Genomic DNA, 15,510 nt, shown 5'->3' with positions numbered 1-15,510 from the left:
CGTGGGGAGAGTTCATGAGCCGCCCGTTCCGTTTCGGTGTCAACATGGTCACCGCTTCCACCGGCGACGCGTGGCGCGAGAAGTGCCGCAAGGCGGAGGCGCTCGGCTACGACGTCATCCTGGTGGCCGACCATCTCGGCATGCCCGCCCCCTTCCCTTCGGTCGTCGCCGCCGCCGAGGCCACCGAGCGGCCCCGCGTCGGGACGTTCGTGCTGAACGCCGGGTTCTGGAACCCCATGCTGCTCGCCCGCGAGGTGGCGACCACGGACGCGCTCACGGACGGCCGCCTGGAGCTGGGGCTCGGCACGGGCTACGTCAAACCGGAGCACGACGCGGCCGGCCTGCCCTGGGGCACGCCCGGTGAGCGCGTGGGCCATCTCCGGCGCACCGTAGAGGAGTTGGACCGGCTCCTCGGCTCCGAGGAGCACCAGCCGCGGCCTGTGCAGAAACCCCGGCCGCCGCTCCTCGTCGGCGGCAACGGCGACCGCATGCTGAAGCTGGCGGCCGAGCACGCCGACATCGCGGCGTTCACCGGCGCCAAGGTGGCCCCGGGCGACAGCAGCGGCAAGATGAGCCACCTCACACCCGAGGAGCTGGACGAGCGGGTCGCCGCCTACCGGCGCTTCGCCGCGGGCCGCTCCGAACCGGCCGAGCTGAACCTGCTGATCCAGCTGGTCGAGGTGACCGGCGACCGCCGGGGAGCGGTCAAACCGGTCCTGGAGCACATCCCGCATCTCACCGAGGACGAGGCCCTCGCCCTGCCGCTCCTGCTGATCGGCACCGTCCGGCAGATCGCGGACCAGGTGCGCGCCCAGCGGGAGCGGTACGGCTTCTCCTACATCACCGTCCTCGAACCGTACTTCGAGGCGTTCGGGCCGGTCATCGAGGAGCTGCGCGGCGAGTGAGGGCTCGCCGCGCGTCGGCTACTTCGCGGCGAACCCGTACATCATGATCGTCTCCTTGCCCTTCGTCGACGGCTTCGCGAGCAGGTCGGAGCTGAGGTAGAGCGTGTTCTTCCTGAAAAGCAGTTCGGACCTCAAGGGCGACAGCATGCTCGGCCGGGTGGTGGCGTCCAGGAGCACCGTCTCCTTCTTCAGCGTCCTGCCGTCGACGGAGACGACCTGCGTGACCGGGGCGCTCTTGTAGACGAGAACGTTCCCGCCGTCCATGCGGATCGGGAAGATGGGGGAACTGTCGCCCGCCTCCATCTTCTGCCCCGTGGTCTTTCCGGTGGCCAGGGAGAAGACCACGATGTCGTTCGTCGACGAGAACTCCTTGACCCCGTCGCGCTGTTTGGTGGGCACGTAGAGCTTGTCGTTGCCCACCACGATGCCCCGGCAGTCCTGGACGATGGACGCGGTGCCGCACTCGTGCAGGTACTTGTCGTCCGGCAGGGGAATCCGCGTGCGCCGCTCGCCCCGTTCGTCGAGGGAGAAGACGTCCGTGGCGCCGGACGCGCTGATCTCACCGGAGTCGAGGGCGACGACCACCGGCTCGGTGGAGATCACGCTGGGGGCCCGGACGCCCGCGGGCAGCTTGTGGGTCCACCGGGACTTTCCCGTGGCCGGGTCGATGAGCTGGACCTTGAACCGTTCCGATCCGTACTCACCGCAGGAGCGGACCGCGACCAGCCGCGCGCCGCCTCCGTAGCCGACGTCGCGGCACTTGTCCCCCTGCTTCGGCTCCCACAGGATGTCGCCGCTCCGCAGATCGAACGCCGCGCCGCCGTACAGGCCGCCGACGGCGACCGTGTCACCGCTGATGGTGACCTGGTTGAAGGCCGTCTTCTCCTTCTGGTAGCCGATGGTGAGCGACTTGGTCCACAGCTTCTTGCCCTTGTCCACGTCGAACGCGGTGACCTCGGTGCACGGGGCGCGGAAGCCGCGGTCGTCGTGCACCTTGGCCCCCGTGACGACCACGGCGACGCCGCCCTTGCCGACGTCCGGGGAGCCCGCGCACGCCATGCCGGGCTTGGGCAGGGTCCACTTGTCCTCCCCCGTGGTGGCGTCGAGACCCACGATCTTGTCGACCGACGCCTTGGCGTACACCTTGTCGGTCAACCAGGAGCCCTTGGTCTGCCAGGTGTTCTCCCCCTTGGGCAGCTCGGGCTGCACGCCCGACGCCTTGAAGTAGGCCTTCGGATCGGCGGGCGCCTTCTCCTGGGGCTTCACGTACCGGGGCTTGGCTCGGTCACCGGCGGGCTTGGCCGCGGTCTTGTCCTTGCCGTCGCCGGAGGAGACGGCGTACCAGACACCGCCGCCCGCGATCAGTCCGATGGCTGCGACGACGGAGACGACGATCGCGGTGCGGCGCCCGCGCCGGCTGCCTCCCGGTCCCGGTGGCGGGCTGGGGTCGGGTATCGACTGGTAGACCTGATGCGGGCCGAAGCCGCTGGGCGGCGGGGCGAGAGGCGGGCCGAAGCCGGGGGTCTGCCCCTGCTGGGGCGGGCCGAAGGCGCCTTGCGGGGGCGGGCCGAAGCCGCCCTGGGGAGGCTGCGGGCCCTGCGGGCCCTGCGGGGACTGCTCGGGCGGCGGGAAGGGCTGCGTCATCGTGGCTCCACTGCTGGGGCGGGTGGGGGTGTCTGCTGCGGGGTCGAGACCTGGGCCCGGCCGCCCGCGGGGGCACGGGGGTGCCCGGTGCGGGGCTTCACCGGGCGAAGGCGAGCATGCGGGCGTTGCCCTCCTCGCCCTTGCCGCCGTGGCTCTTGCCGGACAGGAGCGTGGGGGTCACGAAGAACCGCCCGTCGGCGTACAGGGTGTGGCCGGCGAACATCCCGGCTTCCATCTCCTGGGCCGCCGAGGTGTGGCGCAGGAGCACGTCCGGCTTGCCGCCACCGGGGCCGAACCGCACCGTCTGCCCGTTCTTGCCGCTCTGCGCCTGTACGTAGACGACCGTTCCGCGCCGGTCGGCGCCGCCCACCGCCACCGGCGTGATCTGCCGCCCGCCGTCGACCGCCCCGGTCCACTTGGCCTTCCCCGTACGGAGATCGAAGGCGACGATCTTGTTGGGTCCAAGGACGCCGTCCTTGGGCTCGGTCGCCAGGTAGAGCGTGTCCGCGCCGACCGCGGCCCCCGGGCAGTTCTGGACGCCCTCGCCGGAGTCTCCCGCCCCGGCGCACATCTCGAACGCGTGCGGGCCCTTGTCGGCGGTGATCCAGGAGCGCTGCTCTCCCTTGTCGTCGACGGCGACGACGGCCCACCTGTCCATCTCCTCGCGGTTCTGGACGGTGATCACGACGGGGTCGACGGAGTAGACCTTCCGGATGCCCCAGCCCTTCTTCGTCCGGTAGCTCCACTTGACGTCGCCGGTGCGGGGGTCGAGCTTCTTGAGCCGGCCGTGCGTGCCGGGGCTCCCCGGCGCGCAGGACTCCACCTGGAGCAGCGCCGTGCCACCCGCGACGCCGTCCATGGAGCAGTTGCCCTCCCGCTCCCGCTTGGTCGTGTACAGCCGCTTGCCGTCGCCGATCCGGTAGGCGCGCATGGTGGCGCTCTGGTCGACCAGGACGGTGCTGCCCGTGATGGAGACGTGGGTCATGCTGGTGTCGTCCCAGAAGCCGCCCGCGGTGAGCTCCTTGTGCCAGCCCTTCTCGCCGGTCTTCAGGTCGATCATCCGCAGCTGGTCGCACTTCGAGCTCTGCTCGGACTTCCTCTTCGTGTACGCGACGACGACCTTGCCGTCCGGTGTGGGGTTCACCGGTGTGTCGCACACCGGACCGGGCAGCGGCACCGTCCACGCCTTGGAGCCGTCCGCGGTCTTGTAGCCGGTGACCTCGTTGTACTCGGCCTGGGCCACGATCCCGGGCACGTGCCAGAGGTCCTGGAGCTGCGCGCCCTTGCCGGGCAGCTCCAGGTCGTTCATGGCGGCCCAGGCCTTGGCCTCACCGGACTTGCGCCCCGCGTTGACGTCGATCACCTCGGCCGATCCGTCGTCCCTCGCGTCGGCGTCCCCGTCCGGCTCGGCCGACTCCCCCTCGCGGTCGGGCGACTGACGTGTCTGCGCCGCGACGGGCTCACGGGAACCGTTACCGCTCCCGCCGTCATCTCCCTGGGTGACGGCATAGAGGCCCACGCCGATCAGGACCAGGGCGACGGCGCCGGCACCGATGGCGACGCCGAGCCTCCGCGGGCGGCCCGGGGTGGGCGGGGCGGGTGGCGGCTGGGCGTAGGGGTTGCCGGGGACCGGCTGGTGCACCGGCTGGGACTCACGATTGACCATGAGTGAGATTCTCGCCCAAACAGCGCCGTTTCTAGAGTCTTTTTCTAGAAAAAGTTTATACCGTTCGCCAGACAGGGCGCCGCGCTGCTTACATCTGCCCATGAGCGATCTCCACATCCGCCGCGCGACCCCCTCGGACATCGACGCCGTCCTGCGGTTCTGGCGCGAGGCCGCGGAGGGAACGAGCATCAGCGACGACCGCGACGGAGTGGCCCGCCTCGTCGCACGCGACCCCGAGGCCCTGCTGCTCGCGGAGCGCGACGGCATCCTCGCGGGCACCGCGATAGCCGGCTTCGACGGCTGGCGCTGCCACCTCTACCGCCTCGCCGTGCACCCCGACCACCGCCGCCAGGGCATCGGCTCGGCGCTGCTCGCCGCGGCGGAGGAGCGCTTCGTGGGCCTCGGCGGGCGCCGTGGCGACGCCATGGTCCTCGACCGCAACGAACAGGCCCACCACGCCTGGCACGCCGCGGGCTACGCGCCCCAGCCGCAGTGGAGCCGCTGGGTGAAGCACCTCACCGACTGACCGGCCGAACCCGGGGTACCCGAGATCGGTCCGCAGGAGTGGGCTTTGCTGGTCCTTTAACATGGACGGACCACTCGAACGTCAACGAAAGGTGTGAGCGTCCGCCCATGGGCGAGCCTCCCAGTACCCGACATCGCGCATTCCCCCGGTCCCTGCCCGATCATGGGACGGAGGTGACCCGATGACCGAAGTGCTCCTGCTCCTCGCGGCGGTGCTGCTCTCGCTGGCCTGCGGCGTCTTCGTCGCGGCGGAGTTCTCCCTCACGACGGTCGAGCGCAGCGAACTGGAGCGCGCCTCCGAACGCGGCGAGCGCGGCGCCGCCGGCGCCCTCAAGGCGGTCAAGAACCTCACCTTCCAGCTCTCCGGGGCCCAGCTGGGCATCACCGTGACCAACCTCGTCGTCGGCATGCTCTCCGAGTCCTCCATCGCCAAGTTGATCTCGGGCCCGCTGCGCGCCATGGGCATCCCCTCGTCGGCGGCCTCGTCGGTGGCCCTGGTCATCGGCACGGCCCTGTCGACGGTCTTCCTGATGGTCGTCGGCGAGCTGGTCCCCAAGAACTGGGCGATCTCGTCCCCGCTGGCCGTCGCCAAACGGGTGGCGACCCCGCAGCGCCTGTTCAGCTCCCTGTTCCGCCCCTTCATCGCGCATCTGAACAACACCGCGAACCGCTCCGTACGCCGCTTCGGCATCCAGCCCACCGAGGAGCTGGCCTCCGCGCGCAGCCCCAAGGAACTGGTGGCCCTCGCCCGGCACTCCGCCAAGGAGGGGTCCCTGGAGGCGGACACCGCCGAGCTGTTCGTGCGCACCCTCAACCTCGCCGACCTCACCGCGGAGAACGTGATGACGCCGCGCGTCCAGGTCATGGCCCTGGACGTCCTCGCCACCTGCGAGGACGTCGCGAACGCCACCCGGGCGACGGGCCTGTCCCGCTTCCCCGTCTACCGCGGCAACCTCGACTCGGTCGTCGGCGTCGCTCACATCAAGGACGTCCTGGCGGTACCGGCCGAGCGCCGGGCGCGCTTCCCCGTCGCCGAGCTGATGCGCGAGCCCCTCCTCGTACCGGAGTCGCTGACCGTCGACCGGCTGCTCGACCGGCTCTCCGGCAAGCGCACGATGGCCGTGGTCATCGACGAGTACGGCGGCACGGCCGGCGTCGCGACCCTGGAGGACATCGTCGAGGAGGTCGTCGGCGAGGTCCGCGACGAGCACGACCCGCACGAGACGCCCGACATCGCCGCCGCGGGCGCGGACGACGACGGCCGCACGCGGTACTCCGCCGACGGCTCGGCCCGCACCGACCAGTTGGCCCGCGTCGGCCTGCGCGCGCCGGACGGACCCTACGAGACGCTCGCCGGGCTCGTCGCGACCGAGCTGGGCCGCATCCCCGCCGAGGGCGACAGCGTCGAGGTGGGTGGCTGGCGGCTCGACGTCGTGGACGCCCGCGGCCGCCGCGCCGCCCGCGTCCTGCTGCACGCACCCCCGCACGACGACCACCAGGAGGAGGAGCGATGATCGCCGTCCAGTTGCTGATCGGCCTGGCGACCCTCGTCGTCAACGCCTTCTTCGTGGGCGCCGAGTTCGCCCTCATCTCCGTACGCAGGAGCCAGATCGAGCCGTACGCGGAGGACGGCGACCGGCGTGCCAAGAGCGTGCTGTGGGGCCTGCAGCACGTCTCCGCGCTGCTCGCCGCGGCGCAGCTCGGCATCACGCTGTGCACGCTGGTGCTCGGCATCGTCGCCGAACCGGCGATCGCGCACCTCCTGGAGCCGATGTTCGACGGGGTCGGGGTGCCGCACGGACTGGTCCACCCGATCTCCTTCGTCATCGCCCTGACGGTGGCGACGTACCTGCACATGCTGCTCGGCGAGATGATCCCCAAGAACATCTCGCTGGCCGAGCCGGTGCGCACGGCGCTGCTGCTCGGTCCGCCGCTGGTGGCGACCGCGCGGGCGCTGCGCCCGGTCATCTTCGCGATCAACGCGTTCGCCAACGGCCTCCTGAAGCTGCTCAGGGTCGAGGCGAAGGACGAGGTGAGCGCGTCCTTCTCGGACGACGAGCTCGCCCGGATGGTCAAGGACTCCAGCGAGGCGGGTCTCATCGACGACCGCGCCCAGGAGCGGCTGCACGACGCCCTGGAGCTGGGCCGCCGCCCCGTCAGGGACGTGGTGCTGCCGCTGGAGAGCGTGGTCTACGCCCGGGTGGGCGTGACACCGGAGGAGCTGGAGCGGCTTTCGGCGGAGTCCGGTTTCTCGCGCTTCCCCGTCGTGGACGACGGCCGTCGTATCGTCGGCTATCTGCACGTCAAGGACGCGCTCGACCGGATGCCCCGCGATCTGCCGTTCCGGGTGCCGGACATGCGGAAGATCGCCCAGGTCCGCGAGACGACGCCGCTGGACGACGTGCTGACCGCGATGCGCGGCAGCCGCACGCACGTGGCGGCGGTGCTCGGCTCGGACGGCAGGCTGGCCGGCATGGTCACGATGGAGGACGTACTGCGGGAGCTGTTCGGTCAGCCCGCCTGACGCGAGGGGGATGCGCGCCGTGAGTCAACTCGTCCTGCGCGACGTGTCGTACGGATATCCGGAGCGGCCCGTTCTCGAACGGGTCTCCCTGTCGGTGCGGCCCGGCGAGAAGGCGTGTGTCATCGGTGAGAACGGCTCGGGGAAGTCGACGCTCCTGCGCCTGCTGGCGGGCGAGTTCGTGCCCGCCGACGGCGAGGTGGCCGTCGTCTCGGACGGCGGCACCGGCTATCTCGCGCAGACCCTGCGCCTGCCGCCGCACGCCACCGTGCAGGACGCGGTGGACGACGCGCTCGCCGAGCTGCGGGACCTTGAGCGGCGCATCCGGGAGGCGGAGGACTCGCTGGGCTCGGCGGGGCCGGACGGACTCGCCGCGTACGGGGACCTCGTCGCGGCCTTCGAGGCACGTGAGGGCTACCGCGCCGACGCGCGCCTGGAAGCCGCGCTGCACGGCCTCGGCGTCCCCCATCTGGAGCGTTCGCGCCCCCTGGGGTCGCTCTCCGGCGGCGAGGCGGCGCGCCTCGCGCTCGCCTGCGTCCTGGCGCCGCAGCCCGAACTGCTGCTCCTGGACGAGCCGACGAACCACCTGGACGACCAGGCGCTCGGCTGGCTCGAGGAGCGGTTGCGCGCGCACCGGGGCACGGTCGTCGCCGTCACCCACGACCGCGTCTTCCTCGACCGGGTCGCCGAGGTGATCGTCGAGGTCGACGGCGACCGCAGGTCCGTGGCGCGCTTCGGCGGCGGCTGGCACGGCTACCTGGAGCAGCGCGCCACGGCCCGGCGCCGCTGGGAGGAGCGCTACAGGAAGTGGAGCGAGGAGGTCGCGCGCCAGGAGCGGCTCGCGGAGGGCGGTTGTGACCGCCTGGCGACGGGCTGGCGGATGAGTGAAAGCCCGCGCTTCGCGGGCCACCAGCGGTCGGTGGAGGGCCAGATCTCCGGTCTCGTCCGCAACGCGCGCGAGCGGCTGCGCAGGCTGCACGCGGAGCCGGTGCCGCGCCCGCCCGACCCGCTGCACTTCACGCCCGGCGAGGGCATCGAGGGCGGCGACCACCCCTTCGTACGCCCGGTCTGCCTGACCGGCGTCACGGTGGGCGAGCGCCTGACCGTCGATCACCTTCTCCTCGCCCCCGGTTCGCGCACGCTGGTGAACGGCGTGAACGGCGCGGGCAAGTCGACGCTGCTCGGCGTCCTGGCGGGAGTGCTGCCCCCGGACGGCGGGGACACCCAACTCCCTTCCCGCATCGGCTACTTGCCGCAAGAGATCGAGTACGTGACCGGCGAGGACACCACCCTCCCCCTGCTCGACGCGTTCGCGGCGGGCCTCGCGGGCCTGCCCGAGGACCACGCCCCGACGCTCCTGTCCCTCGGCCTGTTCCGCGAGGAGGATCTGGTGGTGCCGCTGAAGGGCCTCTCGGTGGGCCAGCGCCGCCGCCTGGCCCTGGCCCGCCTGGTGACCCGCCCGGCCGACCTCCTCCTGCTCGACGAGCCGACGAACCACCTCTCCCCCGCGCTGGTCGAAGAGCTCGACGAGGCGCTTGCGGGCTACCGGGGCACGCTGGTGGTGGTCTCGCACGACCGAAGGCTGCGGGAGCGGTTCAAGGGCGAACGGCTCGCGGTGGAAGCGGGCCGGGTGGACCGGTCCGATCAGGGCCCGGCCTGACGGCTGCGGGCGGTGGGCGTCTCCATGATGCCGGGCCCGCGCGCCCCGACGTTCGCGGCGCCGACCGCTGTGAGGACGGCGAGCAGCGTCGCCATCCCCGCGGTGGCGAGCGCCGCCTTCCAGTCGACGTCCAGGAGGGTCGTCGCCCCGGCGACCAGGACGGCGGCGAGCGACTGCGCGAACGTACGCAGCGCACGCTCCGCGGTGGCCTTCCAAAATCCGGCGGTCCACATCTCTGGCCCACCCTTTCGTGGTTGACGGGTCATCAACACCCGGCATACCGCTGTCGGGTACCGGTGCCCAGGGGGCCTGCGCGTCGCACTCAGAGATCCCGGCGGGTTCGAGGACCACGATCTTGGCGCCGGCCGGGGCCGCCGCCTCGGTGAGCCGCCGCCGAACTCCCGCGGCACACACGCACACCCGGGCCCGTGCGGCACAACGGCCGGGTTGTGACCTTCTGCTCCCCCGTCCCCTCCCCTACCGTCGGCACAGCTTGAAATGGCCATGCCGAAGGACGTGGAAGGAAGAAGAGGGAAGCCCATGCGCAGACGCCTGCTTCACCTGCTCCTCGCCCCGCTCGCGGGTGTCCTGATGGTCACGGCACCGGCCTCCGCGGCGCCCCCGCCACCGGGGGACGTCTACCGCCCCGTACGCGGTCCCGCCGCGCCCGCCGAGTACCGCTACCTCCAGAAGACCGTCCCCGGAGAGTCGATTCCGCGCCACGCCCACGCGGACGCCGCCGCGCAGGCCCGCGAACTGCCCACCACCGGCGGCCGGTGGAAGTCCGTCGGGCCGACCAACATCGGCGGGCGCGTCGTCTCCCTCGCCCTCGACCCCAAGCGCGCGGACACCCTGTACGCCGCCGCGGCCAGCGGCGGCGTCTGGCGCAGCACGGACGCCGGGCAGACCTTCGAGTCCGCGTGGCCCGACGGCTGGACGCAGGCGATGGGCGCGCTCGCCACGGGGCCCGACGGCACCCTGTACGCGGGGACCGGCGAGCCCAACCCCGGCGGCGGCAGCATCACGTACGAGGGAACGGGCCTCTACCGCAGCACCGACGGCGGCAGGCACTGGAAGCAGTCCGGCCTTCGCGACTCGGGCGCGATCAGCGCCATCACGGTGGACCCGGCCAACCCGCGGCGCATCTACGTGGCCGCCGCGGGCTCGCTCTACAACGGCGGCGGTGACCGCGGCGTCTACCGCTCGGAGAACGGCGGCAGGACCTGGCAGCGCATCCTCACCGGGGCGAACGAGTTCACCGGCGCCACCGAGATCGTCGTCCGGGGCAAGCAGTTGTACGCCGTGCTGTGGGACCACCGCCGCACACCCGAACGCCGCACCTACGGCGGTGAGGGCTCCGGCATCTTCCGCTCCGGCGACGACGGCAGGACCTGGAAGCGGCTCGGCGGGGGCCTGCCCGCGCGGGGCCCGGACGTGGGGCGGATCGGTCTGGCCGTCGCGGGGGAGCGTGCCTACGCCATCGTCAACAAGACGGACGGCCCCTTCGAGGGCTTCTACGCCTCCACGGACGCGGGCGACACCTGGAAGCGGACCCCGGCCGACCAGAAGCTCACCGACTCGCAGTCCACGTTCGGCTGGTGGTTCGGCAAGATCTGGACCGACCCCCGCGACGCCGAGCACGTGCACGTCGCCGGCGTCCCGCTGATGACCTCCAAGGACGGTGCCGCCACCTGGACGGCCGACGACACCAGCATCCACGTCGACCAGCACGCGATGATCTGGGACCCGCGCCGCCCCGGCCGCGTCTACTTGGGCAACGACGGCGGCGTCTACCGCTCCGACGCGAACGGCGACGGCGGCTGGGTCAAGGCGCGCCACGAGCCGTACACCCAGCTCTACAGCGCGGCGATATCCCCGCAGGACACCTCGCGGATCTCCGGGGGCTCGCAGGACAACGGCTCGATACGTTCCTGGGGAGGCGATCGCTTCAACGAATACCTCGGCGGGGACGGCGAGGAGAACCTGATCAACCCGACCGACGTGAACAACGTCTACGCCTGCTACCAGTACGGCAACTGCTTCAGCTCCACCGACGGCGGCGACACGCTCACGTACTTCGCCGACAAGACCACGTATCTGCGCCGCAACTGGTTCACGCCGGTCGTCTTCGATCCCCGCGATCCGAAGATCCTCTACTACGGCTCCGAGGTGCTCAACCGCTCCACGGACGGCGGCGCCACCTGGCAGGCCATCAGCCCGGATCTGTCGGGCGGCCCCGGCCCCGACCCGATCTACACCAACTACGGCACGATCACCTCGATCGCCCCCGCCGCGGACGGCCGCACCGTCTACGCCGGCACGGACGACGGCCGCGTCTGGGTCACGAAGGACCGGGGCGCGCACTGGACGAAGCTCGCCGAGGGGCTCCCCTGGGTGACCCGCGTCGTCGTCGACCCGCGGGACGCCGACCGCGTGTACACCACGCACTCCGCCTACCGTTCCGGCTCCGGCACGCCGCACGTCTACGGCAGTACGGACGGCGGAGCGCACTGGAGGAACCTGTCCGGCAACCTGCCGGACGCGCCCGTCAACGACCTCGTCATCGCACGGGGCGGCACGCTCCACATCGGCACCGACCAGGGGGTGTTCACCTCGGGCGCCAAGGGAGGCCACTGGACGCGCCTGGGCCGCGGGATGCCCGCGGTGCCGGTCGACGACATCGAGTACGACGCGGGCAACCACCGCCTGGTGGCCGCGACCTTCGGCAGGGGTTTCTACGAGCTGAACACCGCCTGATCCACGGGACGGGCAACTGCTCCGCTCCCGGCGGCAGTCGAGCCGCCGGGAGCGGAGCGGACGCACGGCCCGTCAGCGCCGCCGGTGTGCGCCTCTGCCGCGGGCCACCGCCTTCGCGTCCTTCTTGAACGCCCACTCCATGTCGGGCTCCATCGCGAACCGGAAGAGGCGCTGCACGGGTGGCGTGCACAGCACGGTGATGAGGGCCCCGGCGCCGAGGGTGACGGTGATCTCGCCGAGCGGTGTGTGCAGCCAGTCGAGGTCGTACCAGTCCCAGAAGCGGGAGCCCTTGGCGATGAACCCGTGCAGCAGATAGCCGTAGAGCGTGCCCGCGCCAAGCGCGGTGAACCAGAGCCTGCGGCCGGGGACCCAGGCGAAGAAGCACGCGACGAGGACCATCGAGCAGCCGAACATCCCGAGCGTCATCACGGCCCCGGACCAGCCGGGCGCCGCCAACTCCTGCGCGCTGTCCCTGCGGTAGAACCACGCGGCGTTCATGCGCGGCGCGGCCCAGTAGGCGAACAGCAGCGCCATGGCGAAGACGGGCAGCGCCAGGAGCCGGGCCTCACGGCGGCGCACGATCTGGAAGTGCTCGGGCTTCAGGCAGAGGCCGAGGACGAAGAACGGCAGGAACTGCAACACCCGTTGCAGGTCCAGGTCGTCGCCGATGTCCGGCGAGACGGAGGCGAGTATGGCGATGGCCAGCGCGATCGGCAGCGGCCAGCGGACCAGCTTCCACAGCGGGGTGGTCAGCCGCCAGACGAAGAGCGCGACCAGGAACCAGGTGAGGTACCAGGGGTCGAGCAGGCTGATCGGGTACGTCGGGTCGTCGCCCGCCCAGCGCTTGAAGAAGGTGTAGGCGACCTCGAAGATGACGTAGGGCACCGCGATGCCCGTCACCAGGCGTTTGAGGCGGCCCGGGCTCGCGTCGAAACTCCGCGAGAAGTAGCCGGAGATGACGATGAACGCCGGCATGTGGAAGGTGTAGACGGTGATGTAGAGCGCGGCCGCGGCCCGGCTGTCGCCGCGCAGCGGTTCCCACGCATGGCCCATCGCGACCAGCACGATCGCCAGGTACTTGGCGTTGTCGAAGAACGAGTCCCGGCGCTTGACGAGCGGCTTCGGCGCCACGGTGGGGGCCTCAGCCGCCGCCGGAGGGGCACTGCGCGCGGCGGGCAGCGGCGCCCGCAGTGCCCCGGTCTGGTTCATCGAGCGGACAGGCTCACTCACGGGACCTCCCGGGGGAACCCGGGCCCGCGGTCGCGCGTCTTACGTCCAATGCGGGTGCTACACCTGTGTAGAACATCACGGGCACCCTAGCCACCGGAGCCCCCGCACGTACAGCCACGCCACCTGTGAATCAGCTGAGCGCCGCCGGTGAGGGCCCGACCAGCTCGGACAGGACGTCCTCCATGGTGACGAACCCGAGCACCGTGCCGCTCTCGCCGGTGACCGCCGCCAGGTGGCTGCCCGCGGCCCGCAGCGCGGTGAGGGTGTCGTCCAGCGGGGTGTCGATGTGCACCCGCGTGACCACGTGCAGGACGCCGCGCGGGAAGGGCCGGTCCCGCTCGGCGATGCCCAGGGTGTCCTTGATGTGGAGGTAGCCGAGCAGGGTGCCGCCCGGACCGGTCACCGGGAAGCGGGAGAAACCGGCGTCGGCGGCCACCCGCTCCAGGCGCGCCGGGGTGACCGAGGCCTCGACGGTGCGCATCTTGGCCACCGGTACGAGGATCTCGCCCACCGGCCGGGTGCCCAGCTCCAGCGCGTCGCGCAGCCGCTCGCCGTCGGCCGCCGACAGGAGCCCGGCCGCGCTGGAGTCGACGACCATGCGGGCGAGCTGGTCGTCGGTGTAGACGGACTCGACCTCGTCCTTCGGCTCGACCTTGAGCAGTTTCAGCAGGGTATTGGCGAAGGCGTTGATGCCGAAGACGACCGGCTTGAGGGCGCGGGTGAGCGCCACCAGCGGCGGACCGAGCAGCAGGGCGGTCCTCGCGGGCGCGGCGAGCGCGATGTTCTTGGGCACCATCTCGCCGATCAGCATGTGCAGATATGTCGCCACGGTCAGGGCGATGACGAAGGCGATCGGGTGCACGAGCGCGTGCGGGATGTGGACCGCCTCGAAGGCGGGCTCCAGGAGGTGCGCGATGGCGGGTTCGGCGACCGCGCCGAGCACCAGCGAGGAGACGGTGATGCCGAGTTGGGCGGTGGCCATCATCGCGGAGATGTGCTGAAGGCCCCACAGGGTGATGCGGGCGCGCTTGTCGCCCGCCTCGGCGCGGGGCTCGATCTGGCTGCGGCGTACGGAGATCAGGGCGAACTCGGCGCCGACGAAGAAGGCGTTGGTGAGCAGGGTCAGGGCGCCGATGGCGAGCTGCAGGGTGGTCATCGGGCTTCCTCCACGGCCTGGCGGGGCAGCTGGAGCGCCGGTTCGGTGATGCGGATCCGGTCGGCGCGGTGGTGCTCGACGGTCAGGACGGCGAGCTCCCACCCGTCGAGGTCCAGGGCGTCGCCCTTGGCCGGGATGCGCGAGAGGCGGGTGGCGATCAGGCCGGCGACGGTCTCGTACGGACCCTCGGGCGCGGTGAGCCCTATCGCGGCGAGCTGGTCGATGCGGACGCCGCCGTCGGCCTCCCACGTGGTGCGGCCGTCCGACGCGGCCTGCGCGGGCAGCAGGTCGGGGACCTCGACGGGGTCGTGCTCGTCGCGGACCTCGCCGACGACCTCCTCGACGATGTCCTCCACCGTCGCCACCCCGGCCGTGCCGCCGTACTCGTCGATGACCACGGCCATCGTGCGGGTCCGACGCATCCGCTCCAGAAGCCGGTCGGCGGGCAGGCTGTCGGGCACCAGGAGGGGCTCGGCGGCCAGGTCGGTGACCGGGGTGAGCTGCCGCATCTCGGGCGCCAGGGCGAGCACGTCGCGGATGTGCACGGTGCCGATGACCTCGTCCAGGCTGTCGCGGAAGACGGGGAAGCGGGACAGGCCCGTGGCGTGCGTCAGGTTCGCGGCGTCGGCGGCCGTGGCGTGCGCCTCGAGGGCCCGTACGTCCACACGCGGGGTCATCACGTTCTGTGCCGTCAGCTCGCTCAGGTGCAGGGTGCGGACGAACAGTTCGGCGGAGTCCGCCTCCAGGGCGCCCTCGGCGGCCGAGCGCCGGGCCAGGGCGACCAGCTCCTCGGGGGTGCGCGCGGAGGCCAGCTCCTCGGCGGGCTCCAGGCCGAAGCGGCGTACGACGTGGTTCGCGGTGTTGTTCAGGTGCCGGATGAACGGTCCGAAGGCGGCGGTGAAGCCGCGCTGCGGCGCGGCGACCACCTTGGCCACGGCGAGGGGCCGGGAGATCGCCCAGTTCTTGGGCACCAGTTCGCCGACGACCATCAGGACCACGGTGGAGACGATCACGCCGAGGACGCTCGCCACCGGGGACGCGGCTCCGCCGAGCCCGGCCGCTTCGAGCGGCCCGCGCAGCAGGACCGCGAGCGAGGGCTCGGCGAGCATGCCGATCACCAGCGACGTGACGGTGATGCCGAGCTGGGCGCCGGACAGCTGGAAGGTCAGCCGCCGGACCGCCTTCAGGGCGCCTTCGGCGCCTCGCTCCCCCGCGTCGGCGGCGCGCTCCAGGTCACCGCGCTCGACGGTGGTCAGGGAGAACTCGGCCGCCACGAACAGCGCGCAGGCGAGGGTGAGGAGCAGGGCGAGCAGCAGAAGCAGGATCTCGGTCACCGTGCCACCCCCGTTCCCTCACGCTCGGACAGCGGCCGGGACATGGCACGGTTCGTACTGGGAGGCTCACCCATTGCGGGTCCGTGGCTCCTTCTCGTACTCGTACGAAGTG

Annotated in this window: 12 protein-coding genes; 6 read left to right on the top strand and 6 right to left on the bottom strand. The window is 71.8% G+C overall.

What is annotated here, in order from left to right; genetic code table 11:
* The first annotated feature begins 14 nt into the window (after nucleotides 1-14).
* The gene (locus ACZ6ZP_RS23650; RefSeq protein WP_361466797.1) at nucleotides 15-905 is read left to right on the top strand and encodes an LLM class F420-dependent oxidoreductase; all 891 of its coding nucleotides are present in this window, start codon (nucleotides 15-17) and stop codon (nucleotides 903-905) included.
* An 18-nt stretch (nucleotides 906-923) separates the two neighbouring features.
* Here ACZ6ZP_RS23650 and ACZ6ZP_RS23645 read toward each other — a convergent pair whose 3' ends face one another.
* A complete protein-coding gene (locus ACZ6ZP_RS23645; RefSeq protein ID WP_469408255.1) occupies nucleotides 924-2,549 on the bottom strand; it encodes an outer membrane protein assembly factor BamB family protein in 1,626 nt (541 codons plus the stop codon).
* Between the two features lie 97 nt (nucleotides 2,550-2,646).
* On the bottom strand, nucleotides 2,647-4,215 hold the full coding sequence (locus ACZ6ZP_RS23640; RefSeq protein ID WP_469408254.1) for an outer membrane protein assembly factor BamB family protein: 1,569 nt from the start codon (nucleotides 4,213-4,215) through the stop codon (nucleotides 2,647-2,649).
* Between the two features lie 100 nt (nucleotides 4,216-4,315).
* Between ACZ6ZP_RS23640 and ACZ6ZP_RS23635 the strand changes: the two genes are divergently transcribed.
* From ACZ6ZP_RS23635 to ACZ6ZP_RS23620, 4 genes are all read left to right on the top strand, one after another.
* The gene (locus tag ACZ6ZP_RS23635; RefSeq protein WP_399980745.1) at nucleotides 4,316-4,741 is read left to right on the top strand and encodes a GNAT family N-acetyltransferase; all 426 of its coding nucleotides are present in this window, start codon (nucleotides 4,316-4,318) and stop codon (nucleotides 4,739-4,741) included.
* Nucleotides 4,742-4,922: 181 nt separating this feature from the next.
* A complete protein-coding gene (locus ACZ6ZP_RS23630; protein WP_351164256.1) occupies nucleotides 4,923-6,254 on the top strand; it encodes a hemolysin family protein in 1,332 nt (443 codons plus the stop codon).
* Nucleotides 6,251-7,264: a hemolysin family protein gene (locus ACZ6ZP_RS23625; RefSeq protein WP_351164255.1), complete on the top strand. Its 1,014-nt coding sequence runs from the start codon at nucleotides 6,251-6,253 to the stop codon at nucleotides 7,262-7,264. Before ACZ6ZP_RS23630 ends, ACZ6ZP_RS23625 begins: the two co-directional genes overlap by 4 nt.
* Before the next feature lie 10 nt (nucleotides 7,265-7,274).
* Entirely contained in the window at nucleotides 7,275-8,921 is a 1,647-nt protein-coding gene (locus ACZ6ZP_RS23620) for an ABC-F family ATP-binding cassette domain-containing protein (protein WP_351164254.1), read from the top strand.
* On the opposite strand, the gene ACZ6ZP_RS23615 is transcribed toward ACZ6ZP_RS23620, so the two are convergent.
* On the bottom strand, nucleotides 8,906-9,154 hold the full coding sequence (locus tag ACZ6ZP_RS23615) for a holin (RefSeq protein WP_351164253.1): 249 nt from the start codon (nucleotides 9,152-9,154) through the stop codon (nucleotides 8,906-8,908). The two genes, ACZ6ZP_RS23620 and ACZ6ZP_RS23615, sit on opposite strands and share 16 nt — an antisense overlap.
* A gap of 307 nt (nucleotides 9,155-9,461) precedes the next feature.
* Here ACZ6ZP_RS23615 and ACZ6ZP_RS23610 point away from each other — a divergent pair, with 307 nt between their 5' ends.
* Nucleotides 9,462-11,678, top strand: coding sequence for a WD40/YVTN/BNR-like repeat-containing protein (locus ACZ6ZP_RS23610; RefSeq protein ID WP_361466784.1), 2,217 nt, complete (start codon nucleotides 9,462-9,464; stop codon nucleotides 11,676-11,678).
* Nucleotides 11,679-11,750: 72 nt separating this feature from the next.
* Here ACZ6ZP_RS23610 and ACZ6ZP_RS23605 read toward each other — a convergent pair whose 3' ends face one another.
* The 3 genes from ACZ6ZP_RS23605 to ACZ6ZP_RS23595 form a co-directional block, all read right to left on the bottom strand.
* Nucleotides 11,751-12,887, bottom strand: coding sequence for an acyltransferase family protein (locus ACZ6ZP_RS23605; RefSeq protein ID WP_383821644.1), 1,137 nt, complete (start codon nucleotides 12,885-12,887; stop codon nucleotides 11,751-11,753).
* 151 nt (nucleotides 12,888-13,038) lie between these two features.
* Nucleotides 13,039-14,064, bottom strand: coding sequence for a hemolysin family protein (locus ACZ6ZP_RS23600; RefSeq protein WP_351164250.1), 1,026 nt, complete (start codon nucleotides 14,062-14,064; stop codon nucleotides 13,039-13,041).
* On the bottom strand, nucleotides 14,061-15,398 hold the full coding sequence (locus tag ACZ6ZP_RS23595) for a hemolysin family protein (RefSeq protein WP_468616050.1): 1,338 nt from the start codon (nucleotides 15,396-15,398) through the stop codon (nucleotides 14,061-14,063). The genes ACZ6ZP_RS23600 and ACZ6ZP_RS23595 overlap by 4 nt, the downstream gene beginning before the upstream one ends.
* Nucleotides 15,399-15,510 lie beyond the last annotated feature (112 nt).

This window comes from Streptomyces sp. NPDC054047 (assembly GCF_055585065.1).
This window is presented reverse-complemented; position numbering and strand designations above follow the sequence as displayed.

Excerpts from the sequence above, each read along its gene's own strand:
- ACZ6ZP_RS23615 (WP_351164253.1), bottom strand. The coding sequence starts at position 9,154 with ATGTGGACCGCCGGATTTTGGAAGGCCACCGCGGAGCGTGCGCTGCGT.
- ACZ6ZP_RS23610 (WP_361466784.1), top strand. The coding sequence starts at position 9,462 with ATGCGCAGACGCCTGCTTCACCTGCTCCTCGCCCCGCTCGCGGGTGTC.
- ACZ6ZP_RS23620 (WP_351164254.1), top strand. The coding sequence starts at position 7,275 with ATGCGCGCCGTGAGTCAACTCGTCCTGCGCGACGTGTCGTACGGATAT.
- ACZ6ZP_RS23630 (WP_351164256.1), top strand. The coding sequence starts at position 4,923 with ATGACCGAAGTGCTCCTGCTCCTCGCGGCGGTGCTGCTCTCGCTGGCC.
- ACZ6ZP_RS23645 (WP_469408255.1), bottom strand. The coding sequence starts at position 2,549 with ATGACGCAGCCCTTCCCGCCGCCCGAGCAGTCCCCGCAGGGCCCGCAG.
- ACZ6ZP_RS23650 (WP_361466797.1), top strand. The coding sequence starts at position 15 with ATGAGCCGCCCGTTCCGTTTCGGTGTCAACATGGTCACCGCTTCCACC.
- ACZ6ZP_RS23605 (WP_383821644.1), bottom strand. The coding sequence starts at position 12,887 with ATGAACCAGACCGGGGCACTGCGGGCGCCGCTGCCCGCCGCGCGCAGT.
- ACZ6ZP_RS23635 (WP_399980745.1), top strand. The coding sequence starts at position 4,316 with ATGAGCGATCTCCACATCCGCCGCGCGACCCCCTCGGACATCGACGCC.
- ACZ6ZP_RS23640 (WP_469408254.1), bottom strand. The coding sequence starts at position 4,215 with ATGGTCAATCGTGAGTCCCAGCCGGTGCACCAGCCGGTCCCCGGCAAC.
- ACZ6ZP_RS23625 (WP_351164255.1), top strand. The coding sequence starts at position 6,251 with ATGATCGCCGTCCAGTTGCTGATCGGCCTGGCGACCCTCGTCGTCAAC.
- ACZ6ZP_RS23600 (WP_351164250.1), bottom strand. The coding sequence starts at position 14,064 with ATGACCACCCTGCAGCTCGCCATCGGCGCCCTGACCCTGCTCACCAAC.